26 protein-coding genes are annotated in these 25,948 nt (G+C 54.4%); 15 read left to right on the top strand and 11 right to left on the bottom strand.

Translation table 11 applies throughout. The features are described from left to right. Positions 1-2 precede the first annotated feature (2 nt). The 4 genes from J4P41_RS03015 to J4P41_RS03030 all read right to left on the bottom strand — a co-directional run bounded on the left by J4P41_RS03015 (position 3) and on the right by J4P41_RS03030 (position 2,864). Complete coding sequence (locus J4P41_RS03015; protein ID WP_023945439.1) at positions 3-383, bottom strand: response regulator; 381 nt, start codon at positions 381-383, stop codon at positions 3-5. 3 nt (positions 384-386) lie between these two features. After that, complete coding sequence (locus J4P41_RS03020; RefSeq protein WP_211567317.1) at positions 387-1,187, bottom strand: SDR family NAD(P)-dependent oxidoreductase; 801 nt, start codon at positions 1,185-1,187, stop codon at positions 387-389. A 159-nt stretch (positions 1,188-1,346) separates the two neighbouring features. Then, a complete protein-coding gene (locus J4P41_RS03025; RefSeq protein ID WP_010502469.1) occupies positions 1,347-1,934 on the bottom strand; it encodes a CarD family transcriptional regulator in 588 nt (195 codons plus the stop codon). A gap of 54 nt (positions 1,935-1,988) precedes the next feature. Next, positions 1,989-2,864 carry a bestrophin family protein gene (locus J4P41_RS03030; RefSeq protein ID WP_426066054.1) on the bottom strand — a complete coding sequence of 292 codons (876 nt, stop codon included), beginning with the start codon at positions 2,862-2,864 and terminating at the stop codon, positions 1,989-1,991. Positions 2,865-3,099: 235 nt separating this feature from the next. Here J4P41_RS03030 and J4P41_RS03035 point away from each other — a divergent pair, with 235 nt between their 5' ends. Genes J4P41_RS03035 through J4P41_RS03045 form a run of 3 tightly spaced genes read left to right on the top strand, consistent with a single transcriptional unit; the run spans position 3,100 to position 5,839 of the window. Then, positions 3,100-4,215 (top strand): S-(hydroxymethyl)glutathione dehydrogenase/class III alcohol dehydrogenase, encoded by a 1,116-nt coding sequence (locus J4P41_RS03035; protein ID WP_426066055.1) that lies wholly within the window; start codon positions 3,100-3,102, stop codon positions 4,213-4,215. A 2-nt stretch (positions 4,216-4,217) separates the two neighbouring features. Then, a complete protein-coding gene (gene fghA, locus J4P41_RS03040) occupies positions 4,218-5,063 on the top strand; it encodes an S-formylglutathione hydrolase (RefSeq protein ID WP_426066056.1) in 846 nt (281 codons plus the stop codon). Next, positions 5,060-5,839 (top strand): ribonuclease T2 family protein, encoded by a 780-nt coding sequence (locus J4P41_RS03045; protein ID WP_426066057.1) that lies wholly within the window; start codon positions 5,060-5,062, stop codon positions 5,837-5,839. The genes fghA and J4P41_RS03045 overlap by 4 nt, the downstream gene beginning before the upstream one ends. Here J4P41_RS03045 and hisI read toward each other — a convergent pair. The 3 genes from hisI to J4P41_RS03060 form a co-directional block, all read right to left on the bottom strand. Then, complete coding sequence (gene hisI, locus J4P41_RS03050; RefSeq protein WP_023945453.1) at positions 5,827-6,237, bottom strand: phosphoribosyl-AMP cyclohydrolase; 411 nt, start codon at positions 6,235-6,237, stop codon at positions 5,827-5,829. The two genes, J4P41_RS03045 and hisI, sit on opposite strands and share 13 nt — an antisense overlap. Further along, positions 6,234-7,043: a YgfZ/GcvT domain-containing protein gene (locus J4P41_RS03055; RefSeq protein ID WP_426066058.1), complete on the bottom strand. Its 810-nt coding sequence runs from the start codon at positions 7,041-7,043 to the stop codon at positions 6,234-6,236. Before J4P41_RS03055 ends, hisI begins: the two co-directional genes overlap by 4 nt. A 135-nt stretch (positions 7,044-7,178) precedes the next feature. Beyond that, positions 7,179-8,051, bottom strand: a complete 873-nt coding sequence (locus tag J4P41_RS03060) for a hypothetical protein (RefSeq protein WP_426066059.1) — start codon at positions 8,049-8,051, stop codon at positions 7,179-7,181. A gap of 277 nt (positions 8,052-8,328) precedes the next feature. Between J4P41_RS03060 and J4P41_RS03065 the strand changes: the two genes are divergently transcribed. The 5 genes from J4P41_RS03065 to J4P41_RS03085 are packed head-to-tail and all read left to right on the top strand — an operon-like array spanning position 8,329 to position 13,963. Further along, positions 8,329-10,647 carry a cache domain-containing protein gene (locus tag J4P41_RS03065; RefSeq protein WP_426066060.1) on the top strand — a complete coding sequence of 773 codons (2,319 nt, stop codon included), beginning with the start codon at positions 8,329-8,331 and terminating at the stop codon, positions 10,645-10,647. After that, entirely contained in the window at positions 10,644-11,459 is an 816-nt protein-coding gene (locus J4P41_RS03070; RefSeq protein WP_426066061.1) for an MlaE family ABC transporter permease, read from the top strand. Before J4P41_RS03065 ends, J4P41_RS03070 begins: the two co-directional genes overlap by 4 nt. Position 11,460: 1 nt before the next feature. After that, the gene (locus J4P41_RS03075; protein ID WP_426066062.1) at positions 11,461-12,189 is read left to right on the top strand and encodes an ABC transporter ATP-binding protein; all 729 of its coding nucleotides are present in this window, start codon (positions 11,461-11,463) and stop codon (positions 12,187-12,189) included. Then, entirely contained in the window at positions 12,189-13,142 is a 954-nt protein-coding gene (locus J4P41_RS03080) for an MlaD family protein (protein WP_062015926.1), read from the top strand. Before J4P41_RS03075 ends, J4P41_RS03080 begins: the two co-directional genes overlap by 1 nt. Beyond that, entirely contained in the window at positions 13,139-13,963 is an 825-nt protein-coding gene (locus tag J4P41_RS03085; RefSeq protein WP_426066063.1) for a hypothetical protein, read from the top strand. Before J4P41_RS03080 ends, J4P41_RS03085 begins: the two co-directional genes overlap by 4 nt. A gap of 29 nt (positions 13,964-13,992) precedes the next feature. Here the strand turns inward: J4P41_RS03085 and J4P41_RS03090 are convergent, their stop codons facing one another. Then, entirely contained in the window at positions 13,993-15,297 is a 1,305-nt protein-coding gene (locus J4P41_RS03090; RefSeq protein WP_426066064.1) for an Hsp70 family protein, read from the bottom strand. Between the two features lie 115 nt (positions 15,298-15,412). After that, entirely contained in the window at positions 15,413-15,733 is a 321-nt protein-coding gene (locus J4P41_RS03095; RefSeq protein WP_234930781.1) for a winged helix-turn-helix transcriptional regulator, read from the bottom strand. 197 nt (positions 15,734-15,930) lie between these two features. On the opposite strand from J4P41_RS03095, the gene J4P41_RS03100 reads away from it, so the two are divergent. Continuing rightward, positions 15,931-16,485 carry a flavodoxin family protein gene (locus J4P41_RS03100; protein WP_426066065.1) on the top strand — a complete coding sequence of 185 codons (555 nt, stop codon included), beginning with the start codon at positions 15,931-15,933 and terminating at the stop codon, positions 16,483-16,485. 47 nt (positions 16,486-16,532) lie between these two features. Here the strand turns inward: J4P41_RS03100 and bioB are convergent, their stop codons facing one another. Beyond that, positions 16,533-17,558, bottom strand: a complete 1,026-nt coding sequence (bioB, locus tag J4P41_RS03105) for a biotin synthase BioB (RefSeq protein ID WP_426066133.1) — start codon at positions 17,556-17,558, stop codon at positions 16,533-16,535. A 116-nt stretch (positions 17,559-17,674) separates the two neighbouring features. On the opposite strand from bioB, the gene J4P41_RS03110 reads away from it, so the two are divergent. From J4P41_RS03110 to J4P41_RS03125, 4 genes are all read left to right on the top strand, one after another. Next, on the top strand, positions 17,675-18,496 hold the full coding sequence (locus J4P41_RS03110) for an acyl-ACP desaturase (protein ID WP_034881254.1): 822 nt from the start codon (positions 17,675-17,677) through the stop codon (positions 18,494-18,496). A gap of 94 nt (positions 18,497-18,590) precedes the next feature. Continuing rightward, entirely contained in the window at positions 18,591-19,223 is a 633-nt protein-coding gene (locus J4P41_RS03115; protein WP_426066066.1) for a Dabb family protein, read from the top strand. 14 nt (positions 19,224-19,237) lie between these two features. Continuing rightward, complete coding sequence (locus tag J4P41_RS03120) at positions 19,238-21,397, top strand: M13 family metallopeptidase (protein WP_426066134.1); 2,160 nt, start codon at positions 19,238-19,240, stop codon at positions 21,395-21,397. Positions 21,398-21,472: 75 nt separating this feature from the next. Next, positions 21,473-22,204, top strand: coding sequence for a glycine betaine ABC transporter substrate-binding protein (locus J4P41_RS03125; protein ID WP_062502383.1), 732 nt, complete (start codon positions 21,473-21,475; stop codon positions 22,202-22,204). Positions 22,205-22,251: 47 nt separating this feature from the next. Here the strand turns inward: J4P41_RS03125 and J4P41_RS03130 are convergent, their stop codons facing one another. Continuing rightward, positions 22,252-23,031 carry an acetoin reductase gene (locus J4P41_RS03130; RefSeq protein ID WP_426066067.1) on the bottom strand — a complete coding sequence of 260 codons (780 nt, stop codon included), beginning with the start codon at positions 23,029-23,031 and terminating at the stop codon, positions 22,252-22,254. A gap of 429 nt (positions 23,032-23,460) precedes the next feature. Here J4P41_RS03130 and J4P41_RS03135 point away from each other — a divergent pair, with 429 nt between their 5' ends. Together J4P41_RS03135 and J4P41_RS03140 are read left to right on the top strand one after the other, a co-directional pair. Next, on the top strand, positions 23,461-24,927 hold the full coding sequence (locus J4P41_RS03135) for a carbohydrate porin (protein ID WP_426066068.1): 1,467 nt from the start codon (positions 23,461-23,463) through the stop codon (positions 24,925-24,927). Positions 24,928-25,045: 118 nt separating this feature from the next. Further along, positions 25,046-25,933 carry a class I SAM-dependent methyltransferase gene (locus J4P41_RS03140; RefSeq protein WP_426066069.1) on the top strand — a complete coding sequence of 296 codons (888 nt, stop codon included), beginning with the start codon at positions 25,046-25,048 and terminating at the stop codon, positions 25,931-25,933. Positions 25,934-25,948: the final 15 nt, after the last annotated feature.

Below are 25,948 nucleotides of genomic sequence, written 5' to 3' on the forward strand. Positions count from 1 at the left end.
TCCTAACCGGAAACCGGCTCTGCCATCTCCTGAAGAGCTTTCAGAATGGCAGCGAGCGAATAAGGTTTGGAGATGAACCGGTCCCGCGCTGGATCTCCGGATGTTTCGTTCCGGCGAAGATCACCATGACCACTGATGTAAATGACCGGAAGATCCGGCCAGCGCTTGCGGGCCTGATGGCTTAGGCTCATGCCATCGCCATCAGGAAGCGCCATATCTGCCACTAGCGCATCAAGACGAGGCTCTGACGTGAGGCAGGCGACAGCCTCTGCGCATGTTCCAGCTTCCCTCACGTCCAGTCCGCTATCCTGCAGGAACTCTACAAGACAGGTTCGGATCAGAAAATCATCTTCGATGATGAGAACAGTGAGGGAAGGTGTCATGGATTACGAGGACCAGTTCTTTTCAAAGTCACCATACAACGTCAGACCACCATCCACATAGAGGGTCTGACCCGTAATATAGGTGCTGTCTTCGGCGGCAAGAAACGTGACGGCATCAGCAATTTCGCGACTCTCACCCGGACGCTTCATCGGGATGTGATCGGAAACGGCTTTATACTGCTCCGGATCATTGATCCACGACATGTTGATTGGCGTTACGATGGCCCCTGGCGCGACTGCATTTACACGGATGCCGCGGCTTGCATATTCCAACGCCAGTGTGCGGACGATGTTGCCCACAGCGCCCTTGGAGGCGGAATAGCCGAGATAGTGAGGCTTCGGGATGATCTGGTGAACGGAAGAGTTCACAATAATTGCACCCTTGATACCGTTTTCGAGCCAGTACTTGATCGCTTCGCGACACGGTAGCATCACACCCGTCACATTGACGGCCATCACGCCTTCAAAGTCTTCCAGCTTGATGTCTTCAGACGGAGACGGGATCTGGTAACCAGCATTGCAGACCAGAATATCTAGTCCACCCATGGCTTCAATGCTCTCGCGCATCAGGCGGCGGACGTCTTCTTCCTTAGAAATGTCACCCGTGGCGATCGGGTGTTCGCCGCCGGAAACCTTTGGAAGCTTGTCGCGGACAGCAATCAGCTTGTCTTCCTTGCGGCCATTCAGTGCGACCTGAGCCCCTTCTTCTGCAAAACGAAGGGCTGTGGCCTCACCGATACCTTGGGACGCACCCGTAACGAGTACTTTTTTTCCGGCGAAACGATTGCTGTAAGGGGCGGGCATAGGTCCTCACCTCTCCTTGAACGTCAGGGATTTTGAATGATGGAGTAAAGCATCCTGAAAGAGCTTTCCGTGTCGCCAACGCGGAAGAAAGGGGAAGGATGCTTTTCAGACTGCGATGTTTTCATAATTAAAGGAAAACATCGCAGAATTGGGGAAGGCTCAGGCGGCCTTCATGGTCTTGGTCAGGTTCTCGAGAACCGTGGCAGGGTCCGTGTTTTCAAGAACAGCCACTTCAGCCACAAAGCGCTCCTGTGCAGCTTCAAACAGCTTGCGTTCAGAGAAGCTGCCATCAAGGCTGTCTACGTTGCGGCGCAGGTCGCGCAGCACTTCTGCAATCTGGATCAGATCACCGGAGTTGATCTTTTCCTGATAAGCGACAGCACGGCGAGCCCACATGCCTTTGCTGACATGCGGCTTGCCCTTGATGACCGTCATCGCCTTGTCGACGATGTCACGCGTTACGATTTTACGCAGACCTGCCTTGCGGGCTTTGGCCAGCGGGATACGCAGGGTCATCTGGTTGCCAGGGAACGAGATCTGGATCATCTCGATCATGGTATCGGCCACTTCGACCATACCGATCTTGTCCACCCGGCCTACGCCATGCGCTGCGTAAACGATGGAGTCACCCTCGCTGAACGGATCTGAACCGTGCTCGGGATCTGTCTGACGGGCGGTATTCTTGGCTGCGGCACGAGCCATTTCGTCGGTCATGCCGCCCTTCGGGGGGGTCTTGAAGGTGTTCATAGCTCTGGACAATACCAGAAAAACCCCCTCCTGTCCTGCATTATCCGATCTGAATCATGCCTGCACCCCGTGTTTGGGCTGGATGGGAGCGGGCGCAGGCTCTCCAATGGGTTGCAGAAGATCCCGCTCAATGGTCCGGGCCATGGTGTGCATTGGCAGGGCATGGACGCTGGCGATGAACGGTTCCTGAAGGTCGCGGCCGCTGCGATCCAGCATCTGGAACAGCAGACCGATCACACTGGAGCCAAGCGGCGTGATCCAGCCCAGTGTCTGAACGGCTGAAAGGGGCAGAATGATGCAGAACAGATGCGTGGCCAGTTCAGGAATGACGGAATACTGCACCGGAAGCGGTGTGTTACGGATACGCTCAAGACCGCCCTGTGCGTTGGCAATATCCGAAAGAATACGATCCACCGTGCCATGAACGGCACCGTCAATACCCTTGAGTTCCACTTCCTGCTGTACGCCAAGGCCGATTTCGTAAAGCAGGGCGTTCGCTGTGTTGGAACAGGCAAAGATCTTGCTGCGTAAGTCAGCCGGGAGCAGTCTTTCGACTTCCTCACCGGTTGAATCTCCCCGCAGTGCTGCTCGCAGGACGTGCGGGTAGGCAGCCATATACCGTGCAAGATCGGGGCGACCGCCCAGCAGGGACGCCGCTTCACGGCCAAAGGACCGGCAGTTGTTGGTGATTGAACCCCAGAGGGTCCGTCCTTCCCACCAGCGTGCATAGGCAGCGTTGTTACGCATGCCAAGAAAGATGGCCAGCGCAGAGCCCATCAGGGAAATGGGGAGAGCAGGCTGGTCCATCCATTCCTGATGGTAAATCTGGAAAAGGATAACGACTACAAGATCCCAGAGGGCCAGCAGAAGGATAGGTGGCAGGGATTCTCTGAAGAGAATAGCCAGGCCGTGTTGGCGATTGACGATCAAGCAGAAGGCTCCTTGCCTGAATGCGGTATGACCTCTGAAACTAACCGTGAAAAGTATGACCGGCCAACACCAAAAGATTTCTGATGTTTTGCGCAGTTTTGCCAGTCAAAACGGGAAAGAAACTTTCCCGCACAACAGCTTTGTTTCACGAGGCTGCAGGAAAGCATAACGCGCCTCTTGCGTCCGGTTTCCCGAATGCGACACCTTGTCGCAACGCATCAGGGAGTCAGTGCACATGGACGTCATTGCAGCAATCGCGTTTGAAGCGGGCAAGCCGCTCGAAATCGATACCGTTCAGCTCGAAGGGCCAAAGGAAGGCGAGGTTCTGGTCGAAATCAAGGCGACAGGTCTGTGTCATACTGACAAGTACACGCTGTCGGGGCAGGATCCTGAAGGGCTGTTTCCTGCCATTCTGGGGCACGAGGGTGCCGGGATTGTTCGCGAAGTCGGGCCAGGTGTGAAGCATCTGAAGCCGGGAGATCATGTGATCCCGCTTTACACGCCGGAATGTCGGGAATGTCCATCCTGCCTGTCTCGCAAAACGAATCTGTGTACGTCCATCCGCTCCACGCAGGGCAAGGGTGTCATGCCGGACGGCACATCACGTTTTTCTTACAAGGGGCAGCCAATCCATCACTATATGGGGTGCTCTACCTTCGCGAACTTTACGGTTCTGCCAGAAATCTCACTGGCGAAGATCCGTTCGGACGCCCCTTTTGACAAAGTCTGCTATATCGGCTGCGGCGTGACGACGGGCATTGGTGCTGTGATGTTCACGGCGCAGGTCGAACCGGGGTCAACCGTGGCGGTTTTTGGTCTTGGCGGGATTGGCCTGAACGTGATCCAGGGCGCAAAAATGGTGGGTGCAACCCGTATCATCGGCGTGGACGTCAACCCTGCTCGAGAAGCCATGGCGCGTCAGTTCGGCATGACAGACTTCGTGAATCCGAAAGATCTGGGTCCGAATGGTGATCTGGTTGGTCATCTGATTGAAATGACTGGTGGCGGCGCAGACTATACGTTCGAATGTGTGGGGAATGTCACGCTCATGCGCCAGGCTCTGGAAAGTGCACATCGTGGCTGGGGTGTGTCCTGCGTCATTGGCGTTGCAGGAGCCGGACAGGAAATCAGCACCCGCCCGTTCCAGCTTGTGACCGGTCGTCGCTGGATTGGGTCTGCTTTTGGTGGTGCGCGGGGTCGTACCGATGTCCCGAAAATTGTAGACTGGTACATGAACGGGCGGATCGACATTGATTCCCTCATCACCCACAAACTCAAGCTTTCCGAAATCAATCACGGTTTTGATCTGATGGCGCGTGGCGAAAGTATTCGCAGCGTTGTGGAGTTCTGAGCATGTCGATTGAGACATTATCTCAACATGCCTGTTGTGGCGGCTCCCTGCGTGTTCTGAAACATCAGTCAGACGTGCTGGGCGTGCCTGCCACGTTCTCGATCTTTCTGCCTAAAGAGGCGTTGGCCGGACAGAAGGTTCCGGTCATTCATGTGCTCGCCGGTCTGACCTGCAATCATGAGACGTTCCTCATCAAATCCAATGCCGTTCGTTTCGCCGCGGAGCATGGTATTGCTCTGGTTGCTCCGGATACGTCACCTCGTGATACAGGCACTCCAGGCGAAGACGACGCATATGACCTTGGTTCAGGAGCGGGGTTCTATGTGGATGCCACGTCTGAACCATGGAGCCGACATTACCGAATGGAGAGCTATATCCATCGGGAATTGCCCGCTCTGACGGAAAAGCTGTTCCCGCTGGATGGGGACCGTCGGGGCATCATGGGCCATTCCATGGGTGGCATGGGCACGCTCGTTCAGGCGCTTCGTTATCCCGAGTTCTGGAAAACAGTTTCCGCCTTTGCCCCGATTTGTCATCCAAGTGTGATCCCGTGGGGGCAGAAGGCCTTTGATGCCTACTTCGGCGGAGACCCGTCGAAATGGCGCGACTGTGACCCCACACTGCTGTTGCGGAACGGCCATAAGCACCCGTCTACAATTCTCGTGGATCAGGGATTGCAGGACCAGTACCTCTCCGATCTGCGGGCGGATGCTCTCGTCGAAGCGGCCAAGGAAAGCGGGCAGGCGCTCGAAATGCGCCATCACGACGTTTACGATCACTCCTACTGGTTCATCCAGACCTTCATCGCCGATCATCTGATCCATCACGCCAAAGGACTGAAGGCATGAAGCGCCTGGTTGTCGCTGCCCTCCTTGTTCTCGGAGGATGCGTTTCTTCACAGGCACCTGTAGGCCCATCCCTGACACCCGTCACGCATACGGATTTTAGTCACGACACGCTGGCCCTGACCTGGCAGCCAGGCTTCTGCGCAAGTGGCGGGGGTTGTATGGCCACTCAGTCGCATAGTCATCTGATTGGTTTGCATGGCCTCTGGGCGTCCGAGCCGCATGCCCTTGAAGCGCAGAATGTCCCGGTTCAGCAGTGGTGGATGAAGGGATGTGACATCTACGATCACGATGACACACCGCCCAAGCTCCAGCCTGCGACGGAAAATGCCCTTGCGAACGTGGTTCCCCATCTGAAGCATCCGCTGCATGTGCATGAATATACCAAGCATGCCCGCTGCTTTGGATATGATGCAGACCAGTTCTTCGTCACATCCATGCAGTTGCGGGATCGTTTTGCGTCATCCGCCTACGGGCAATGGCTGGCGCAGCATAGCGGTTTTCAGGTGAAGAAAGACGACATGCTGGCGATGTTCGTGCAACTGACCGGTGTGCGGGAAGAGCGGGCGCTCCAGTTCCAGTGCGAACACGATCATGATGGGAAAGTCGTTCTGACGCAACTCTGGTTCACGCTTGATCCGCAGAAACTCTCGACCTTCCCGGCCAATGGGTCTTATCGGTCATCTCCGCAGGTGCAGGATAACTGCCCGGCAACATTCATGATGCCGGGCTGGCCGCTCCCTGGAGCACAGGCAGCGGTGACGGATCAGCGTCCGTAAAGTTCTTCGGCGCTGATTTCGGGCTGCGAGGTGTCACGCAGCCCGTCCGGAGTGACACCATGATAGAAGCAGCTTCGACGACCCGTATGGCAGGCCACGCCCGTCTGATCCACGATCATCAGAACCGCGTCCATGTCACAATCCAGTCGGGCTTCCAGAAGATGCTGTTGCTGGCCTGACGTCTCACCCTTCCGCCATAGGGATTTGCGACTGCGGGACCAGTAGCAGACGCGGCCAGTCAGCAGCGTTTCCCGCAGGGCATCTGCGTTCATCCATGCAAGCATCAGGATAACGCCCTTCGTGTCCTGCGCGATGGCGGAAATCAGGCCATTCGCATCGAACTTCGTCTGGCTGATAATATCATCAACGACGGCGGGGGCAGGCGGGGTGTAGGTCACGAACGCATCTCCAGCGGGAACCAGTCAGGCCAGACAACGGAGACCCGTTTGCCTTCAAAAGCAAGTTCCGGAGACGACCATGCTTCACGGCGCAGCATAGCCAAGGCGCGCGATCCCTGACGGGAGCGCAGTTCTCCGACCTCCTTGTCGCCCATAACGAGCGTCCCGCTTGCTTCAGGAAAAGCCCCATCCTGGATCTGAACGGGCAGGAGGCGACGGCGTAGAAGCCCACGATAATGCGTCCTGGCCGTCAGTTCCTGACCCATATAGCAACCCTTTTTCCACGATACACCGTGCAGAAGGTCCATATTGGCCTCAAGAGCCAGCGTCTTTTCGCTCTCAAAGTCGACAGCTTCGGGGAGGCCTTTTTCAAGTCGTCTTTTTAACCAGACGTCTCCATGCCCTGCCTCTGTCGGGGTTTGTTGTACCACGGCCCGCCACCCTGCACCGTCACAGCGTGGGTCGTTCGCTGCACAAATGGCATTTGCAGGAGCCGGACTGTCTTGGTCGACGATCACCTTAAAATCCGTTGCTTCGATTTCAACGTCAGCGCGGAGGCGGAAGCGGGACAGCTTTTTAACCAGCATATCGGCGTGATCCGACGGGCAATCCATCAGAATGCTGTCTGACGTACTGAACAGGAAAAACTCGCTCAGCCACCGTCCCTGTGGCGTCAAAAGTGCACTCCAAAGAGCCGTGTCAGATGTCAGAAGCTGGACGTCATTCGTGATCAATCCCTGCAGGAAGGAAAGGCGATCAGCCCCTGTGAAGGCCAGAACGGAACGGTAGGACAGCAGATCAAGCATGGAGAAGCACCGGAGTTCTTGAAGGGTGACACGCTCGGGGAAGGCCTTGAGTGGCACATGGGACGCAGTGAAACTGGACCGGTATGATACGGATTATAGTCTTTCTGTACAGTGTTAGGAATTGACGAAATTTTATTAATATGCCAAATATTTAGCCACTTCATTATGGGGGATTTTATCATATATTTTTCCTCTTCCAATAATATATGAAATATTTTCATTGGATCTAATCCACTTTATTTCTGGGAATTTATAAAAAATATACCTATTATCCCATATTGGGAGTAAATTTATGTCATTTCTTTGTTTTGGGTTTAAAAAACCTAGCATTGGAAGGTGTATTTTTTGATTCTTTTTTGATAGCCAAGCGGCAATCCACGAAAATGTACTAACGCTGAGAATGATATTTTTAGAATTTCTAATTAAATCAAAATCTTCTTTCACTGATGAGTGATTTATTATTCTTGAATGGGGAATTCTTTTTTTTAATTCCTCTGAATAAAAATCATTTCCAATTTGTCCCATAATAACAGGAGAGAGCCCTGTTTCTTTTAACACCTGTTCTATAAAATCAATTGGAACTGGAACATAATCTGGATGAATGGCCTTTAATATTTCGGATCCTCTTATATTAATGAGTATCTCATCATCACGAATTATTGATGTAGAAATGGGATTAGGAAATAGGCTGGAGCAAAAATCGACGCATGGATAATACTCCATTCTTTGTACGAATCCATGAAAATAAATACCGTCATATATTTTATTCTTAGCAAAATACGCAATATTACTCATTGAGTGTTTATGTCCGCCATTTATAGAGAGTATCCTGCCATGCATTTTTTGTGATCTGCAATCAATTCCAAATTCATTAATTGAAAAGTTAACTATCTCTGAATTGGGTAAATATAAATTTTGTAAAATTCTAGCATACATATACATAAACATTCTATTTCCAACATTTCCAGAATTTTTATCCATTATAGAAATATAAAATGGGTCCAACATTATAGTTTTCCTTTGTTTGTTTTGAAAAGTATTAAATCAATACTATGCTCTCGAGTGAGGGAGATTTTAATCGTATTATAAGGCATTGTTAATATGTTAATTATAGAATTAAAAACGTCAACAGGATATGTTTCGCTAGATTTAGGTTCTTCTGACTTTGGAGAGGGGTTGAATTCAATCTTTTTGAAAAGCTAAAGGTTAAGGGATTTTCCTGATGGCCGAACAGATAAAATCTTTGTGTCAGTTTAGAGTATCCATCATCCCGGAGTAAAAGCCCTTGTCAGCCGCTGAGATTGTTGACCCTACGCGGAGTCCTGCCAGTAGCCGGCAGAAGGTCCTGCAGTTTCTAGGTCCAATTATTGGCGTTCTGCTTGTTATTGCGGCAATTATTACCATCAGCCTTCACAATTACCGGATCACCCGTCAGGGAGCGATCTCCCTGTCCAGCGATCTGCTGCGAAGCCAGCAGAAATATGTGACGGAAGAAGTCAGGAATTATCTTTCTCCTGCTTCAGACAGTGCTGCCATCGCGCAGGATATGTTCCGTGAGCCACTCACGGACGCTTCGCCAGACGCTTTCATGCTCTATGGACGCTCCATGCTGGCGCACATGCCGCAGGTCGACAGTTTCTATCTGGCCAGTGATCAGAAGCAGTTCTGGATGGTTACCCGGCACGGCAAGGATTACGAGCAGACCCATTTCCAGATCGAAAATGGCCATGGTGTCTATCGTCACACTTACGTTGACCAAAGCGGCAAACCCATCGGGACAGGATTTGATCCGGCGGAAGGATATGATGTTACGGTCCGGCCATGGTTCCGGGGAGCCATCAAACGGATCGGGCGCGGAGAAGGGGCCCTCTATTGGACGGATCCCTACGCCTATCTGGCCGCTCGGGAATTCACCATTACGGCCTCCATGGCCTTTGAGACGAGCGACGGTCATCAGGCTGTTTTTGCAACCAACATTGCCCTCAATCGACTGACCTCCTTCCTGAGTAACCTTCAGGTCGGGCGAAGCGGGAAGGCAGTCATCGTCGATATGCATGGTCAGATCATCGCCGGTCAGACAGCGGGTGATGACGGCACGCAGCCGACCTTTGATCCTGCCAATATGCATCTGGACCCCAAGACGCAGCCGGTTTTCATCCGCGCCCTGAATACCTTCAAAGTGAAAGGCCCTGGTCCGGGGCTCGTGGCAGCACGAGGAAAAAATTACGTCACCATTGCGACAGCGTTGCCGTTCGTGCATCGCCGATGGGTATTGTTGCTGAATGCTCCGGAGAACGATTTCTCGGACTTTGCCATTACAGCGCGTCGGCAGAATATGTGGTTTTCAGCGCTGGTCGTCGGGCTTGCATCATTGCTGGCTTTGGGGCTGATCATTCAGGGGCGGCGCATTGAACGCCTTCGCAAGCGCATTGAAATCGGTCGTGAGCAGATGCGCGCGGAAAATGCTTCGCTTTACGAGATTGCCAGTACGCCGGATCTGTTCGAAGCGTCTCATGACGTCCCGATCCTGACGGAGGCCCTGGCAGCTCGCACAAATTCGCGTCGTGCCAGCCTGTGGCGACTGCTCCCCGATGGAGAGCGGCTGCTCTGTGAGGATGCTTTTGATCCTGTCCGGGATGTTCACAGTACGGGCATCGAGATTACGAAGCGTGAGAACACGCTGCTGTTCGAAGCCTTGTTTGAAGGACATTCCCTGTCCATTGATGATGCGCGACAGGATGAGCGCAGCCAGAATTTCCAGCGCATCGTCATGAGGGCCGTTGAAGCCACATCGCTGGTGTTTCATCCCGTCATGCGTGGTCATCAGGCTGTGGGTGCCATCGTGCTGGAAAATCCCTCCAGAGCGGATGCGATGGAACATATCGTAGCGATTGTTTCGTCGGTTGTAGCTTTGCGCTTTTCACAGGCTCTGGATCAGAGCGATCATCAGACCGATGCCCGCCTAGGCGTAACCCATCAACTGAAAGACACGCGTTACGACGAAGGATTTCTTCTGCCGCCAGCATCCGGTGTTCAGGATGAAGCTGTGCCCAGCGGGATTTATCCGCAGGTGCCTGTCATGGTCATTTCATTTGCAGACCCTTATGCCATGGATCGTCATAGCGCCGAGCGAGCGATGAAAGTGGTGTCGTCGCTCAGTGAGGATATCCAGCGTATTTCACGGGAGACGGGGCTTTTTTCCGTACAGGTTGTCAGCAACCGTCTCGTGCTGGTGGGCGGTTGCTCACAAGAGCCGGACCTGAATGCCGTATTGCGCCTTGCAGATGCGGCAGTCTCTATCCGTGAGGCGTGTCTGTCTCTTCTGGCGTCGGTGGATATTGATCCGGTCTTCCGCGTGGGCATTGACGTCGGGCCTGTAATGGCGGCCATGCTGGGCCGTGATCCTGCCGTTTTCAATCTGTGGGGCGAAGCCATCAATGTTGCCGAGTTGCTGGCTGCGAGTGCACCGGATGCGGGAACAATTCAGGTTTCCGAGCAGGCCTATCTCCAACTTCGGGAGCATTTTCTTTTTCGCGCACGCGGGATGTTTTATCTGCCCAATAGCGGCGTAACGCGTAGCTTCATTCTGGCGGGGCGGCGATGAGAAGCCGCTTTGAGCGTATTTCCCGAATTCAGAATGCACTTGCTTCTCTGGGACGGGTTACGCGTGCCCAGATGCGCTTTACGCTTATGGTCATCGGGGCTGCGTGGGGAGTGTTGCGGCTCGGGCTGTCACCGACATCCTGGCGTAGAACCGTTCGAATAGAGTTCTGGCATTCGCTCCAGCAGGCGACCGGCGGCGGGTTGCTGAGTGTTCTGGTCACTGCGACCTTGACCGGGTTCGGGATTGTGGCTCAGGCGGTTTACTGGCTGGGCTTTGCTGGTATGGCGCAGATGACCGGCTCCATTCTCTCAACCGTCATGGTTCGTGAAATTGCGCCGGTTCTTGTGGGCGTCATCCTGTTGGGGCGGTCCGGGATGCTGATGCTGACGGAACTGGGAACACTCACAACGGGTGGTCAGATGCGGGTGCTGACAGGGATGGGTATTGACCCGTTCGTGGCCTTTCTGCTGCCCCGAAGTCTTGCGATGACCATCAGTGGCTTTACGCTGGGGATTATCTTCAGTCTGACAGCCCTATTGGTAGGATATGCTGTCTGCCGGGTGGAAGACGTTATTACCATGCCGGTGTGGGCTTTTCTGGATCAGGTCGTGAGCAGTATGCACCCGGTGGACTATTTTGCTATTCCGGCAAAGTTCATTTTCAGTGGGTTTGCTGTCGGTGTGTGTTCCTGCCTGTCCGGCATGGATGCCACAACGGAAGATGATCTTACCTCTCTTTTGCCGCGCGGTTTTGCACGCGGCATTCTGTCCATCATGACGATCAACGTCGTTCTGAGCGTCTGGCTGGATTGATATGGCAGACGAAAGCAAAGCACCCATCACTGAACTGACCATTCTTGATCCGGTTCTCGAACTGGTGGACGCGCGTCCCCGCTTCGACGGGAGTGGGCTGGCTTCCGTGCGCTACAATCTGCGCCTGAATCCCGGAGACTGCGCCCTGATCGAATGTCGCGATATGCAGCAGGCCAGTCTGTTCGCGGATATGTGCGTTGGCCTGGTCGATCTGGAAGACGGACTGGCTAGGTGCATGGGTCTCGAATGGAGCGATCTGGATGAGCGCCGGGCCGCTGCCCTTCGTGGGCGCATCGGCCGGATGGTGGCCAATGGTGGCTGGATCGATCTGTACGGCACGCACATGAACATTCTCTGGCCGCAGTTATATCATACCCGCGTGCCCGAAGAGCACCTGATGCAGCGGGCGGTTCAGCTAGGCATGCAGTTTGGTCTGCCCGGACTGCCTGTCGTCTCTCCGGGGAAGTTATCTCCACTGGATCGCTGTCGTGCGGATTGTGTACGGGCCTTCCTGGGGGAGCCGTCCTTACTGTTGCTTGAGAACCCGATGGGGGACGCCAATCCCCCCCTTCTGAACGCTTTTCTGTCGGCTCTGACCGATGCGCGGGATCGTGGCTGTGCGGTTGTCTGGCTCGCACCGGATGACACCAGTTGGCGGGCCTATGAAACGGATGCGAGCATACGCCTGCGTCTTTACGATGATGGACTGTTTTCGATGCGAGGGTCTTGATGTTTCGCGTACGCCGCCCCGACACTGCCCGCCCGCTTTTCCAGAACCGCTATGCGGATGAGTGGGTTGGGCTGCTTGTTCTTGCGACCATCATTCTTTTTGCTGTTGCCGTTGCGGAAGCTGGCTTCCTCAAGCAGTGGCTGACACCGGAAAAAAAGATCCATTTCGTTTTGCCAGAAACAGGGGTTGCTGGCCTCGCGATTGGCGATGATATCGAAATTATGGGCGTTCATGCCGGTGAAATCCGTCATCTGGACCTGAACAGCACAGGGCGCATGTACGCAGAAGGCTATATCGAACCGCAGTTTGTCCCCTTCATCAAGCAGGACAGTTCCGCCGTCATCCGGCACCGTTTTGTTGTCGCTGGTGCAAGCTATATCGAGTTGGGGCGAGGGAGAGGGGAAGACATGGACTGGGGCTATGCCGTTCTGAACGCGACGGTAGAAGCCAATCCGGCGGACGTCATCACCCAGACTGTCACAGACGTTCGGAACAAGCTGGTCCCTGCCATGGACAGCGTTCAGGCCATCACCAAACAGGTCAACGACATACTGACGGATATGCGGGCAGGTAAGGGCACTGTCGGCGGTCTTTTGTCTAAGGATGACACGCTTCAGCGCGCCAATCAGGCGTTGGAAAATCTGAACGAGGTCATTGCGCGTCTTCAGCCAATCGAGAAACAGCTTGGGGGGGTTATGACCAAGGCTGATGGCACGATGGAAAACGCCCGGTCTGCGTCTGCAACACTGAAAAAGAGCATGCCGCAGGTTCAGGAAACGATCGCCCATACCAACGCAGCTACGGCCCAGATCCCGGCTTTGATTTCACAGGCGGAAGCGAGTGCAAACAGTCTGCGCAAGCTGACAGATCAGTTGCGGGGCCTGTGGCTCCTCGGAGGAAGTGCACAGAAAACGCCGTCTCATCGTCTGCCAGCAGAGGCCGTTCGACCATGAAGCGCATGATGGTTCTGTGTTTGTTGATGGCCGGATGTTCCTCAGTCAGCAAAGGCCCTGATCCGGATCAGGGTTATGAAAATGCGATGGAAACCGGTCGGAGCGCTTTCGAGCTTGGTCATCCCGATCAGTCCGAAATTCAGTATCGAACCGCCATGGATCGTGCCCTGATCCGGGATGATGCTGCTCAGATTCATGATGCGGGGTTTAATCTCGCCACTGCGTTGCTGGAGGAAAACAAGCCTGCGGACACCTTGGCGGCTTTGGATCGGACGGAAAAAGCTCTGAAACTTCGTCAGTATAGCCAGACCAGTGACCTGGAACTTGTCAGAAGTGCAGCCCTGTACCGGCAACATGATCTGACGGGATCGGAGGCGTCTGCTCTGGTTGCGCTTCAATCACCGGATGTGCAGGTCCGGAACCGGGCGGCTTATCTGGCTGGTCTTGGCGCGGCCGATCAGAAAGACGCAACACAGTTGGCCCGGATGGAAGCATTATTGGCGCCTTCGAAAGAGACTGCCGCGATGTTGGATCATCAGGATCTCGCGGCCCGTCTGGCACTGCTCAATCATGCTCCAGCCCTTGCTTTCGGTCAGGCCATGTCCCTCACGCAGAAAAGACGGGATGCGCAGGATTATGAGGGGATGCGGCGCGCCCTTCTTGTGGCGGCTCAGGCCGCCGAGGTGCAAGGAGACATGAGCACTGCCGCAGCCTTGCGGCAGCAGGAGCTATCTAGCCGCAGTGTGCAGGAAACCGGGCATGTGGAGAAAGCGTCCATCACGGTCTCCACCACGAGTGTCCGCGCTGCCACTGCTCGCTGATCGTGGCTGAGGCAGCAGTTTTGTAGCCTTTAGGCTGTGGCGCTTGCTTCTACTTCAATGAGCGCAAGACCTTCGGCAACGGACACGAACTCCGAGCCTCCGTCGACGCGGTGTGCCCCGAAGCGATCGATGAACAGTTGACGCACGGCAGGCACGAACGACGTTCCACCCGTTAAGAAGACGCGGTCGATGCCGGCTGTTCCCAATCCAGTTCGCTCAAGTGCGTCATCGATAGCGGCGGCCAGCTTATCCAGATCCGGGCTGATCCAGCTTTCGAAATCGGCACGTGTGATTGTCTGCTCGATTTTAAGATCTTTGTGTGCAAAGCGCAGAACGGTGCTGTCCTGCCGGGAAAGTTCGGTCTTGGCCTGACCGATGGCTCGATAGAGGTTCTGCCCTTCCTGATCTTCGATCAGACGTAGCAGATTGCGGAGCTTCTTCGGGTCTGACGCTGTCTTTGCGACATCCTCAATGCTGCGGAGGGTCTGTGGCGTGCGCATCAGGGACAGGCGGTGCCAGCGGCCCAGGCTCGCATACCATTCGATCGGAACGGGGAGGGGCTGCCCACCCATGACGCGGTAGGTCGTGTCGCGTCCGAGGGCCGGGGCGATGACATTGTCGATGATGCGAAAGTCGAACTGGTCTCCCGCAATGCCAACGCCTGAATGCCCAAGCGTGACTGTGCGGGGAGAACCGTGTGGGTCGAAGCGCATGACTGAGAAGTCACTGGTCCCGCCCCCAAAGTCTCCCACCAGAACAGTCGCGGGGGCATCGAGACGCTGCATGAAGCGCCATCCCGCACCTTCCGGTTCAAGCACGACATTCGGTTCGGCAAAACCCGCTTCGACAAAGCTCTCTTTGAGACGTTTTACGCCCAGTTCGTCATCTGCGAGTTCACCGGCAAAACGTACCGGGCGTCCAATCGTGGCGCTGACCTGATCCGGGCTGATACCAGCCTTGTCCATAAGGGAGCGAAGAAACCGGGCAATCAGGTTCTGAAGCGTCATGGTGCTGGAAAACACGCGGGTTTCGCGGAAGGAACTCTGCGCCAAGTACGTTTTCATGGACATGATGAGGCGGCTTTCCGCCGGATCGTCCAGATAGGCTTCGATCGCATCGAGCCCAATGGCGTCCTGAAGAACGCGCTTTTTCCCATCCTGATCGAGCCAGAGGCAGAGCAGGGTTCGACAGGTTTCGGAAGACGGGCTGTCAATGAAGTTGAAGACGGCAGGCTGCGTCGTGCCCCGCTCGTCTGCAATCACCACAACGCTGTTTGTCGTGCCGAAGTCGATGCCGACGCGAATTTTTGGCGCTGTGGAAGAATGCGTCGTCATGCTGGCTGGTCCCGTCCCAAATTCGCGAAGGGCGAGGGTTTAGGAAAGAACGGCAGCCGCGCCAAGAGAAAAATAAAGTATGATCTGGGAGAGGCGTGAAGATTCCCAGGGATGATCAGCCTTTTGATGCGTCGTAGAGGTGTTGGGCAGCCTGGATTTCTGACATGTGCGTTTCGGCCCAGTGTGTCAGGCTGGAGACTGCCTCTATCAACGTCGTTCCTAAGGGTTTGAGGCTGTACTCCACTGTCACGGGCACCGTTGGATAGGCTGTTCGTAAAATCAGTCCATCCCGCTCAAGATTTTTCAGAACCTGTGACAGCACTTTCTGGGAAATTCCATGAATATCCCGTTTGAGCGCGTTGAAACGCACAACATCATTCTGAAGTCGGTCAAGGACGAGAAGCGCCCATTTGTCTCCCAGCCTATCCAGGACCATCCGCGTGGGGCAATCCTTGGCATAGACGTTAAAGCAAAGGGATTGGGGGCGTGACGCAGGTTTCTCGGAGGTGACCATGTGTCTAAAAAGTGCCTTCTTGCTTCAGAATGTATGAACGATCTACCACGACTGGAGCGTTGGTATCAAAAAGAAACCACGTATCAAAATGTGTTTTTGCTATGTGAAAGGGCAAAACAATGTCGAAAGTCTTGGTCGTCTATCATTCAGGATATGGGCACACGAAAGTTGTTGCCGAACATGTTGCAAAAGGCGCTGAGGCGCAGGTGGTGGCCATCAGTGCGGAGGGTGAAATTACCGATGCAGAATGGGCAGCCCTCGATGCGGCAGATGCCATTATTTTTGGTACGCCCACCTATATGGGCAATGTGAGCTGGCAGTTTAAGAAGTTTGCTGATGCCACGTCCAAAATCTGGTTCACGCGTGGATGGCAGGACAAGGTATTTGGCGGCTTTACTAATTCGGCGAGCCCGAATGGAGACAAGCAGGTCACACTGCTTACCCTGCAGACGCTTGCGTCCCAGCATGGAGGGATCTGGGTCAGCCTTGGTATGCCACCATCGAATACTCTCGAAGCAACAGCGGATGATCCGAATAATCTGGGCGGTTCAGTCGGTCTGCTTGCGCGCTCTCCCGCAAATGCGGGCGTTGATGGTGTTCAGAAAGGTGACCTGATCACAGCTGAACATTATGGCAAGCGTATTGCTGATATTGCGGCCCGTTTGAAGGTCTGATCAACTGGTTGGAGGTTGCCGGGAAACCGGGCAACCTCCTGCTGCTTTCAGGATAAAGCAGGTTCGCAGGCAGCAACGTCCGGAACGGCAGGGCGCAGCGTGCCCATTTCCGCTTCGGACTGCACCATTGGTGTCATGCCCAGAGCCGACAGAAGCTGACGGTCCCGGTGTTCTGCGGGGTTCGGCGTCGTCAGAAGCTTTTCACCGCAGAAGATGGAGTTCGCACCAGCCAGGAAGCACAGGGCGTGGGCTTCATCCGTCATATTCTCACGGCCAGCAGCAAGACGGACATGGCTTTGCGGCATCATGATCCGGGCCGTGGCAATCATCCGTACGAAGGTGATCGGGTCGACGGCTTCGGCGTCCCCCAGAGGTGTACCTTCGACGCGCACCAGCAGATTGATCGGCACGCTTTCCGGATGCTTCGGCAGATTGGCGAGCGTCATCAGCAGGCCAGCGCGGTCAGACAGGTCTTCGCCCATACCGACAATACCGCCACAGCAGACATTGATGCCCGCATCCCGCACGTTGGACAGCGTATCGAGACGCTCCTGATAGGTACGGGTCGAGATAATGGAGCCGTAGAACTCTTCGGACGTGTCAAGATTGTGGTTGTAATAATCCAGCCCGGCATCCTTGAGGCGCTGGGATTGCGTGGAATCCAGCATCCCGAGCGTGACGCAGGTTTCGAGGCCGAGGGATTTGACGCCTTCGATCATCTGGCAAACAGAATCGAGATCATGGTCCTTCGGGGAGCGCCATGCCGCGCCCATGCAGAATCGGCCTGCACCCGCTGCCTTGGCGGCACGAGCTTCTTTCATGACCTTGTCGAGCGCCATCAGGCGTTCGGCCTTCACGCTTTTTTCGTGGCGCGCGCTCTGCGGACAGTAGGCACAGTCTTCCGGGCAGCCACCCGTCTTGATCGAAAGAAGCGTGGAAATCTGCACTTTTGTGGGGTCGAAATAACGACGGTGCAGTTCCTGGGCGCGGAACATCAGGTCCGGGAAGGGGAGGTTGATTAGCGCTTCAACCTCAGCGCGCGTCCAGTCGTGGCGGACGTCTGGCTGTGTCATTTTCTGAGCCGTCACGGGGCTTTCTCCAACGTTGTTGCGTCACACCTACCCAAAATGGCCCCGGCGTGTCATCTCATCGTCATGATTATGAGCCGGAAAACGGACGAGGCAAAGCAATGAAACACTGGCGTATCGAGCAGATGGACTGGGATTCCTTTGATCCATCCCGCGTGGACCCGGATATCATTCCTCTGGTGAAGTCTGCTTCAGTCGTGGAAAAGAACGGTCTGGACTATGCGGAATATTTGCGTCGGGTCTTTGTAGGCGATCCTGATTTCAGTGCCGCTGCTGCCAACTGGGCGGTGGAAGAAGTGCAGCATGGTGATGCGCTGGGTCGCTGGGCGATGCTGGCGGACCCGACTTGGGACTATGAAGAAGCCTTTGATCGCTACAGGGCAAGTTACAAGATTGATGCAGACGTTGATGCGTCCATCCGTGGGTCCCGCACAGGCGAACTGATCGCGCGATGCATGGTCGAGACAGGAACATCCTCATTCTATACGGCTCTGGCGGATGCGACGGATGAGCCGCTTTTGAAAGCCATCTGCAAACAGATCGCCGCCGACGAATACAGGCACTTCAAGCTATTTTACGACCATATGCATCGTTACCTGAAGCGTGAAAAGCTGAGCGTCTGGGCGCGGACCCGTATTGCGCTGGGCCGTGTGACGGAGAGCGAGGATGATGAACTCGCCTCTGCTTACCATACGACCAATGAAGGGGAGGACGTTCCCTACGATCACAAACGCTGCATCGCGGCCTATATGTCCAAGGCAATGGGGTTTTATCAGCAGAAGCATATCGATCGTGTGACGGCCATGATCTTCAAGACGATCGGCTTTACGCCCCACTCAAAGCTTCAGAAACTTGCGGCCAATGGCGTTTATCGCCTGATCCAGTGGCGCAAGCGGGCATTCCAAAAGCAGATCGCGGCCTGATAGACAGAGTACCTTACTGAAATTCACAAGACGGCAGATGCGTTTTCATGTCATGAAGAAGCGCATTTTCTGTCTTTAATACTGGAGCTTGAGAATGGATGTTCGTTCACTTCTGTCCCGTCGCTTCATCTGGGGGGCCGCAGCCCTGCTGTCTGTGGTCGGACTGTCCCAGGGATTCGCCGCAAAAGCGGACCCATATTCTCTCCCGATTGCAACGTCTGGCCCGATCAAGACTGACGCGCCTGCGGTCGCAACTGTGGCGAGCCAGCAACTGGCACGTCAGGTCGGGTACGCCCAGTTTACGGCTGCGGACTGGCATGTTGGCACGGTGCGTCACATGGTCATGTTCAAGTACAAGAAGGACGCGACACCCGCCCAGCGCGCCGAAATAGCAGCCCGCTTCCTGCATCTGGCGCAGGACAGCCGCCGTCCGGATGGACGTCCTGTTGTCGTGAGCCTGGAGACAGGGTTTCAGAACAGCGGCGAAGGCGTTGAAGGCGGTCTACAGCAGGCTTTCCTTGTGACGTTCCGTTCTGAAGGCGATCGCAATTACTATGTGGGCAAGCCTGTTGTGACGGACCCGGCCTTCTTTGACCCAGCACATGAAGCGTTTAAGGAGTTTGCAGGCCCGTATCTCGATAAGGTCATGGTTTTTGACTATGATGTGCTGGCTGTGTCGACACCGGCAGAAAAGGCCTGGAAGGCCTCCCGCAGAAGCGGAAAGTAACAAAAAATCTCGATCTGTATGGACGGCTTTTTGACGACGTGATCTTTTATGCCTCATGCTACGGCAACCGCCAGAACATGAGGCATAATGTGAAGACTACAGTTTCTGTCAAACGTCGCCTGACGCAGGGCGCGAGCTTACTTGCGCTGGCCATGGGTCTGACATCTGTCAGCGCGCAGGCTGCCGGTTACAATTCAGGCTGGGGCTTCGATGAAGCCGGCATGAACCGAAGCGTGAAGCCGGGCGACAACTTCTTCGAATATGCCAACGGCACCTATCTCAAGAACCTGAAAATCCCAGGGGATATGAGCAGCTACGGCCCGTTCCGTATTCTCTATGAGCTGTCCATGGAGCGTCAGAAGGCGATCCTGAGCGAAGCTCAGAAGCACGTCTCGGCAGAACCGTCTGACGATATGGGCAAGATTGGCACGTTTTACGCCAGCTTTCTGGACCAGAAAGCTGTAGACGCGCTTGGTGCCAAGCCGCTGGCGACCGATCTGGAAAAGATCCGTAAGGTCAGTGACGCCAAGAGCCTTGCAGAAGCTTTTGGATCGTCCCTGAAGTCCATGGCGTTCTCGACGTTCCAGATTGGCGTCGAGCAGGACCAGAAGGACCCGGAACACTACATGCTGATGCTCGATCAGGGCATGAGCATCGGTGTCAGTGGCGGTCTTGGTCTGCCGGATATCAGCTACTACACAGACCCCAAACTGGCCGACAAGAAGAAGGCCTATCAGGCGTATATCGCCAAGATGCTGACGCTTGAAGGTTGGCCGGACGCTGCGAAGAATGCGCAGGCTGTGGTGGATCTGGAGACGGCGCTAGCCAAGGTTGAGGTCCCTCGTGACCAGACCCGTGATCCGCTGAAGATCTACAACCCGATGCCAGTGTCCCAGCTTCAGAAGATTGCACCGGACTTTGACTGGGCGGCGTTCCTGACCACAGCGGGTCTGCCGGCTGAAGGGCTGGCGGATCGCAAGGTTGACGTGCGCGAGCCAGAAGGTATTGCGGCCATGGCCCGCGTTCTGAAGGCCACAGATTACGGCACTCTTCAGGCCTGGCTTGCCTTCCATCTCGCCGATAATGCAGCAACCTATCTGTCACACGACTTTTCGGACGCTTCATTTGATTTCAACAGCAAGACGCTCTCGGGTGTTGCGCAGCAGTCCCCTCGCTGGAAACGTGCAACCCGTGTGACGAATGGTGCCATGGGCTGGGCGATCGGCAAGATCTATGTGGCTCGGTACTTCCCACCGTCCGCGCAGGCCCAGATCACGTCTTTGGTGCAGGAAGTGAAATCTTCCTTCCATGATCGCCTTGAGCACAACACATGGATGGACGAGCCGACCCGCAAGGCTGCTCTTAACAAGCTGGATCATTTCGCCATTCAGGTTGGTTATCCGAAGAAGTGGTGGGACTACAGCAACCTCGTCGTTCGCAAGGGTGATGTGTACGGCAATGCCGTGCGTGGTGCTGCGTTTAACTGGCAGCATGAGCTGAACAAGCTCGACAAGCCGGTGGATCGTGACGAATGGGGCATGACGCCGCAGACGGTAAATGCCTACAACGACCCGACGATGAACGAAATCGTCTTCCCGGCAGCTATTCTTCAGCCGCCGTTCTTCGATCCGAAGGGCGATATGGCTGTGAACTATGGTGCCATCGGCGGCGTGATTGGCCACGAGATGAGCCATGGCTTTGACGATCAGGGTCGTCATTACGATGAGCATGGTCGTTTGAACGACTGGTGGAGCAAGGCGTCTTCGGATGCATTCCAGAAGCTCGCGGACCGTCTGGGCGCGCAGTATGACGCGCAGGAGCCGCTGCCGGGCACGCATGTGAACGGCAAGATGACGATGGGCGAGAATATCGCAGATTCTGGTGGTCTGAATCTTGGTCTGCAGGCGTATCATGACTCCCTGCATGGCAAGCCGGAAACGACCGTCCACGGGCTGACGGGTGATCAGCGCGTCTTCCTGGGCTGGGCGCAGGTCTGGCGTGAGAAGGATCGTCCGGATGCGCTGCGTCAGCAGATGCTCTCCAATGAGCATGCTCCAGCGGTAACGCGCGTGAACATGCCAGCGCATAATATCGACGCCTGGTACGATGCATTCGGTGTAAAAGAGGGTGACAAGCTCTATCTGGCCCCGGATCAGCGCGTAAAGATCTGGTAAGGGTCGTGACAAAACGAAGCGTGGGGCTTATTTCACGGTCTCACGTTTCAACTTTTTGACTGACGGACCTGCCTCATGACGCAAATGACGATCGGCCATCTGTACACCTCGCTTCATGCCGGGTGCGCCAGTGCGGTCGCGCGTGTTCTCGAAGCGCATGAGGTGGAGGTCGAATTTGTCGATCTTGATCCGGAAGACATTGAAGATGCGCTGGAACAGGGAGAAGTCGATCTTCTGGTCTCTGCCTGGTTCCCGCGAGACGAAAAATTCTCCGGGCCTGGTTCCCGCGTTATCGGAGACTTGTACCAGCCACAGATTTCCTTTGCTGCACTGAAGGCTCTTGGTCCGGTCAATACCCTGACCTCTGCTGACGTTGATCGGGTGATCGTTGCCGATGACAGCCGGGAGGCTCTGGAAAAAGCCCTGAAGCAGCTTCCCGCGCTGTCCGCTCTTCCGATGGAAGTGGTCGGGGAGGCGGCTCTGATTGCCCGATTGGAAAAAGCACAGTCTGAAGGGGAAGCACCGCTTGTCGTGGCCACGCAGCCTCATGCCGTGTTCCATGCGTCTTTGCTGACACTGGTTGAAGATCCGGGTCAGTTGTTGGGCGGGGAAATGTCCGCCCGCATGATCCTGCGTGAAGACGTAGCCCGCAAAGCGGACACGGACCTGCTGGACGAGCTTTCCGAAATGATGCTCGGCAACAAGGTCATGAGCGCGTTGGATTACATGATTGGGGTGGAAGGGCAGGACCCGGATGAAGCCGCCGAGGCTTGGCAGCGTGGTCGCCTAATTCCGCGGGATGCCTGAAATAAAAAAGGGCCGGAGAACATCCGGCCCTTTTTTATGGTCCTGGATCAGCGGTAAACGAGGCCACCATCGATCAGAATGGACTGACCGGTAATATAATCGGAGTCCTTGCCGGACAGGAACGCGACGAAGCCTGCAACGTCATCGGCGGTCTCAACGCGGCCGAGAGCAATCCCTTCGACGTATTTCTTGTAAGTCGCGCCTATGTCGGCCCCCGTGATTTCAGACATGCGCTTGTCGATCTCGACCCACATGTCCGTTCCGACGATGCCCGGGCAATAGGAGTTTACGGTAATGCCAGAAGATGCCAGTTCCTTGGCTGCTGACTGCGTCAGAGCTCGAACGGCAAATTTTGTGGAAGAATAAATACCGAGGAGAGGGAAGCCTTCATGTCCTGCAATGGAGCAGGCATTAATGATCTTGCCCTTTTTGCCACTGGCCTGGAAGATCTTGGCCGAGGCCTGAATGCCCCAGATAACGCCTTGCACATTGATGCGGAAGATCTTCTCAACTTCTTCCGGCGTCACGTCCAGAATGGGCTTTACCTGACAGATGCCAGCGTTGTTCACCATGATGTCGAGGCCGCCAAGCTGATTGGCGGCATCTTTCAGGGTTGTCTGAAATGCATCGCGGTTACTGATGTCCGCAGTCAAAGCGATGGCGCGACGACCAAGTGCTTCTACTTCTTTGGCAGCTTGCTCAACGGTTTCCTGTTTGACGTCGAGCAGGATGATGTCTGCGCCTTCACGGGCTAGACGGAGCGCAATAGCTTTGCCAATACCCTGAGCCGCTCCGGTTACAGCGGCAATTTTACCAGAAAGAGACATGCAGAAATTTCCTCTCTCTTCATATGCCACGACATGTGGTTCACATGAACGATAAACTTCTTCTGCCGCCTGTCTTTGATTTTCCACAAAAAAAGACACGTTTTCGGAAATAACCACAAAAATGTGTTTCGTATGACAGCGATATTACATCCTGTTCACGTTTAGATTTCCATGGGATGTCATTATTATTTTCTATAAGCCTCTAATATAAAAATATATATACTTCGTTTTATTTGGAAAATAATCTATAAAATATATTTTATTTTTTGTAGGGTTTTCCTTTGAAAATCAATTCCACGATAGATGTTGAAAATAAAATTCTCTTATTCTGAGAATTTGTCATTGTATTTCTGCATCTTCTGGGTGGATCTCCATAATATTGGATGCAAGAAATTGTGATGTAACGATTGCGTTGTATTGGCTGGAAGGATGAGAAGCTTGCGCGTTTGTGTATCTGTTGCAAATCTTCTCCGTATTGCAGGTTTTTTCTTGTTGGGAGGTGTTTTCGTCTCAGGTGCGGCATCAGGGCAGGTTATGGATCGTGATGTTGGGTCTGCTCCAAGCCTCCTCTTATCGACGCCTTTGTCGGAAAATGCTTCCCGTAAGACTGGCGTGCCAGCATTTTCCCATCCTGAAGCCATTGTTTCCAATCCGTTATCCGATTGGCTGCGCAAGAGAGGAATTAATTTCCTCGTCGATAATACCAATGAATTTGCTGGCGCTATTACCAAGCCGACGCAAGGCAGTACTCCGGGGTTCGAGAACTACAAGCAGGGTGCGAGTAATGCAGGCCAGTATGCGATGCAGCTTGATATCGATTGGGAAAAGCTTGCGGATCTTCGTGGATTTGCCACGCACATGATTACGGTTGGGCGTTACGGTACCACCGCGAACCGTATGTTCGGTGACTGGCTCAATCATGCTTCCGAAGATTACGGCGGAGGCGGCAATGTCGTTGTGCATCTTGTTTATATGTATGGCGAAGAGACGCTTTATGGCGGCCGGCTTGCCATCGCTGCCGGACGGATGTCGGAAATCTCGGATTTTGCTGCCAGTCCGTTGTTCTGCAATTTTCAGAACGGAAGTTTCTGCGGCCGCCCCAAGGGTATTACCGATACCAATTTTGATGCCGGTTATCCGGCAGCGACATGGGGCTTTCGCGTGCGTGGAAGGCCTGTGCGGTCTGTTTATGTACAGACGGGCGTGTATCCGATCGAAAACGGCATTTATCAGGTCTATCAACATCGGACCGGCTTTAAATTTAACGGCGCCAATATTATTGGTTATGCGGCCCCGCTCGAAACTGCTTGGGAACCTGTGTTCGGACAGGGGAAACTGCCAGGGCATTACAAGTTTGGCGCTCAGCTTTTTAGTACGCCACAAGTCGATAATTATCGCGATCTGTATGGTGGATCTTATGCGGTTACGGGGCTTGCGCAGAAGAAACGGAGCGCTTCCTGGTCTACATGGGTCATGCTGGATCAGCAGTTCCTTCACTATAAGGCCAAAGGGTCCGGCCTCACTGGAATGGCTGGTCTCATTTACAATGATCCTCATACCTCGCTACGGCGCTATCTGGTTTACGGGGCGCTTATAAATCGCGGTTTCTTTGCATCCCGTCCTTACGATACGCTTGGCTTTTCCCTGACTTATACGAAGATTGCGTCTGGTGTCAGTCGGACCGAAGCAGCTCTCATTCGGAAGGGAGGGACGCTCCCCAACCATGCGACCGGGGTGCAGCGGGACACGGTCGTGATGGAATTCAACTATGCAATTCATGTGGTGAGGGGTGTTATTTTCACGCCGCTCTTCGAATATTACATTCATCCGAATGCCCAATATAACCTTCGGGATGCGGCTTTGCTGGGGTTCAAAAGTCATATCCAGTTCATGTGAAAAGGATTTCTGGACGGATTGAGGTAAGCGAGTTGCCCCGGAAAGCGTCCTCGGCCGGTTCTCTTGTTGGAGAAGATACGTTAATTAATCGTTACTGACATGGTGTAACGGTAGAAGAATGACTCATTCCGACAGGACGGATGCGGTTTTTGAGGCATTTCACAGTCTCAGCGATGAAGAATGGCTGCATGTTCTGACGGCTTCCGTTTCAACACGGGAGGTTTGTGGTGTTCGGATGCCCGACTTTCCTCCAGACGATACTCAGCGTGAAATTCATGGTCATCATGGAGAAGTCTCTATCCATGAAGCTCATGTTTTCTACAGGGAAATCAAGGCTTACTGTGCCTATGCCGGTCGGCCTGTTCGGCCTGTTCGGCCTGAGACAGCTCTGCTGGATTTCGGGTGCGGTTGGGGGCGCACGGCGCGTCTGTTCATGAAGGACGTTCGCCCACAGTCTCTTGTGAGTGTAGAAAATACGGATCGTTTTCTCATGGCCGCGCGTCGTGCCAATCCGTTTCTGGGCTTTCTTCAGGCTGGGCCCGTGCCTCCACTTCCGATGGTGTCTGAAAGTCTGGACCTGGTGACGTCCTGGTCCACCTTTTCCCATCTGGACGAATTTTTGTCTGGTCAGTGGATGCAGGAGTTCCACCGTCTCCTGAAACCTGGCGGATTGGTTGTCATTACAACGCAAAGTCGGCGGTTTTTGGCGTTCTGCGCAGAGCAGCGCTTGCGTCGGGCGTCTGGGATGCGGCTGGAACATCCCTGGCACGAAGCCTGTGCGGACAGTTTCGTCGACGAGGCCCGTGCCAATTCGGATTTCGAGGCCGGTCGGTTTTTGCATGCCTCTTCCGCAAAGCCTCCACATTTTCAGGCGCATTATGGCGAAGCCATTATTCCTCGGAATTATGTTCTGAAGGCATGGGGCGGTCTTTTTCGCATGATCGAATATCTGGATAATCCTGTACGATTGCCGCAGGTTCTGATTGTCTTGCAGAAGATTGGATAAGACATCATTTGTCAT

Origin of the sequence: Gluconobacter sp. NFX36 (genome assembly GCF_049887835.1) — a bacterium.
Classification (GTDB): Bacteria; Pseudomonadota; Alphaproteobacteria; order Acetobacterales; family Acetobacteraceae; genus Gluconobacter; species Gluconobacter japonicus_A.

Bases quoted from the DNA above. Each gene is read 5' to 3' on its own strand.
- J4P41_RS03100 (WP_426066065.1), top strand. From the start codon at position 15,931: ATGTCGAAAGTCTTGGTCGTCTATCATTCAGGATATGGGCACACGAAA.
- J4P41_RS03130 (WP_426066067.1), bottom strand. From the start codon at position 23,031: ATGTCTCTTTCTGGTAAAATTGCCGCTGTAACCGGAGCGGCTCAGGGT.
- J4P41_RS03140 (WP_426066069.1), top strand. From the start codon at position 25,046: ATGACTCATTCCGACAGGACGGATGCGGTTTTTGAGGCATTTCACAGT.
- J4P41_RS03060 (WP_426066059.1), bottom strand. From the start codon at position 8,051: ATGTTGGACCCATTTTATATTTCTATAATGGATAAAAATTCTGGAAAT.
- J4P41_RS03095 (WP_234930781.1), bottom strand. From the start codon at position 15,733: ATGGTCCTGGATAGGCTGGGAGACAAATGGGCGCTTCTCGTCCTTGAC.
- fghA (WP_426066056.1), top strand. From the start codon at position 4,218: ATGTCGATTGAGACATTATCTCAACATGCCTGTTGTGGCGGCTCCCTG.
- J4P41_RS03125 (WP_062502383.1), top strand. From the start codon at position 21,473: ATGACGCAAATGACGATCGGCCATCTGTACACCTCGCTTCATGCCGGG.
- bioB (WP_426066133.1), bottom strand. From the start codon at position 17,558: ATGACACAGCCAGACGTCCGCCACGACTGGACGCGCGCTGAGGTTGAA.
- J4P41_RS03020 (WP_211567317.1), bottom strand. From the start codon at position 1,187: ATGCCCGCCCCTTACAGCAATCGTTTCGCCGGAAAAAAAGTACTCGTT.
- J4P41_RS03110 (WP_034881254.1), top strand. From the start codon at position 17,675: ATGAAACACTGGCGTATCGAGCAGATGGACTGGGATTCCTTTGATCCA.
- J4P41_RS03085 (WP_426066063.1), top strand. From the start codon at position 13,139: ATGAAGCGCATGATGGTTCTGTGTTTGTTGATGGCCGGATGTTCCTCA.
- J4P41_RS03135 (WP_426066068.1), top strand. From the start codon at position 23,461: ATGAGAAGCTTGCGCGTTTGTGTATCTGTTGCAAATCTTCTCCGTATT.
- J4P41_RS03075 (WP_426066062.1), top strand. From the start codon at position 11,461: ATGGCAGACGAAAGCAAAGCACCCATCACTGAACTGACCATTCTTGAT.
- J4P41_RS03015 (WP_023945439.1), bottom strand. From the start codon at position 383: ATGACACCTTCCCTCACTGTTCTCATCATCGAAGATGATTTTCTGATC.
- J4P41_RS03025 (WP_010502469.1), bottom strand. From the start codon at position 1,934: ATGAACACCTTCAAGACCCCCCCGAAGGGCGGCATGACCGACGAAATG.
- J4P41_RS03070 (WP_426066061.1), top strand. From the start codon at position 10,644: ATGAGAAGCCGCTTTGAGCGTATTTCCCGAATTCAGAATGCACTTGCT.
- J4P41_RS03090 (WP_426066064.1), bottom strand. From the start codon at position 15,297: ATGACGACGCATTCTTCCACAGCGCCAAAAATTCGCGTCGGCATCGAC.
- J4P41_RS03035 (WP_426066055.1), top strand. From the start codon at position 3,100: ATGGACGTCATTGCAGCAATCGCGTTTGAAGCGGGCAAGCCGCTCGAA.
- J4P41_RS03080 (WP_062015926.1), top strand. From the start codon at position 12,189: ATGTTTCGCGTACGCCGCCCCGACACTGCCCGCCCGCTTTTCCAGAAC.
- J4P41_RS03055 (WP_426066058.1), bottom strand. From the start codon at position 7,043: ATGCTTGATCTGCTGTCCTACCGTTCCGTTCTGGCCTTCACAGGGGCT.
- J4P41_RS03045 (WP_426066057.1), top strand. From the start codon at position 5,060: ATGAAGCGCCTGGTTGTCGCTGCCCTCCTTGTTCTCGGAGGATGCGTT.
- J4P41_RS03115 (WP_426066066.1), top strand. From the start codon at position 18,591: ATGGATGTTCGTTCACTTCTGTCCCGTCGCTTCATCTGGGGGGCCGCA.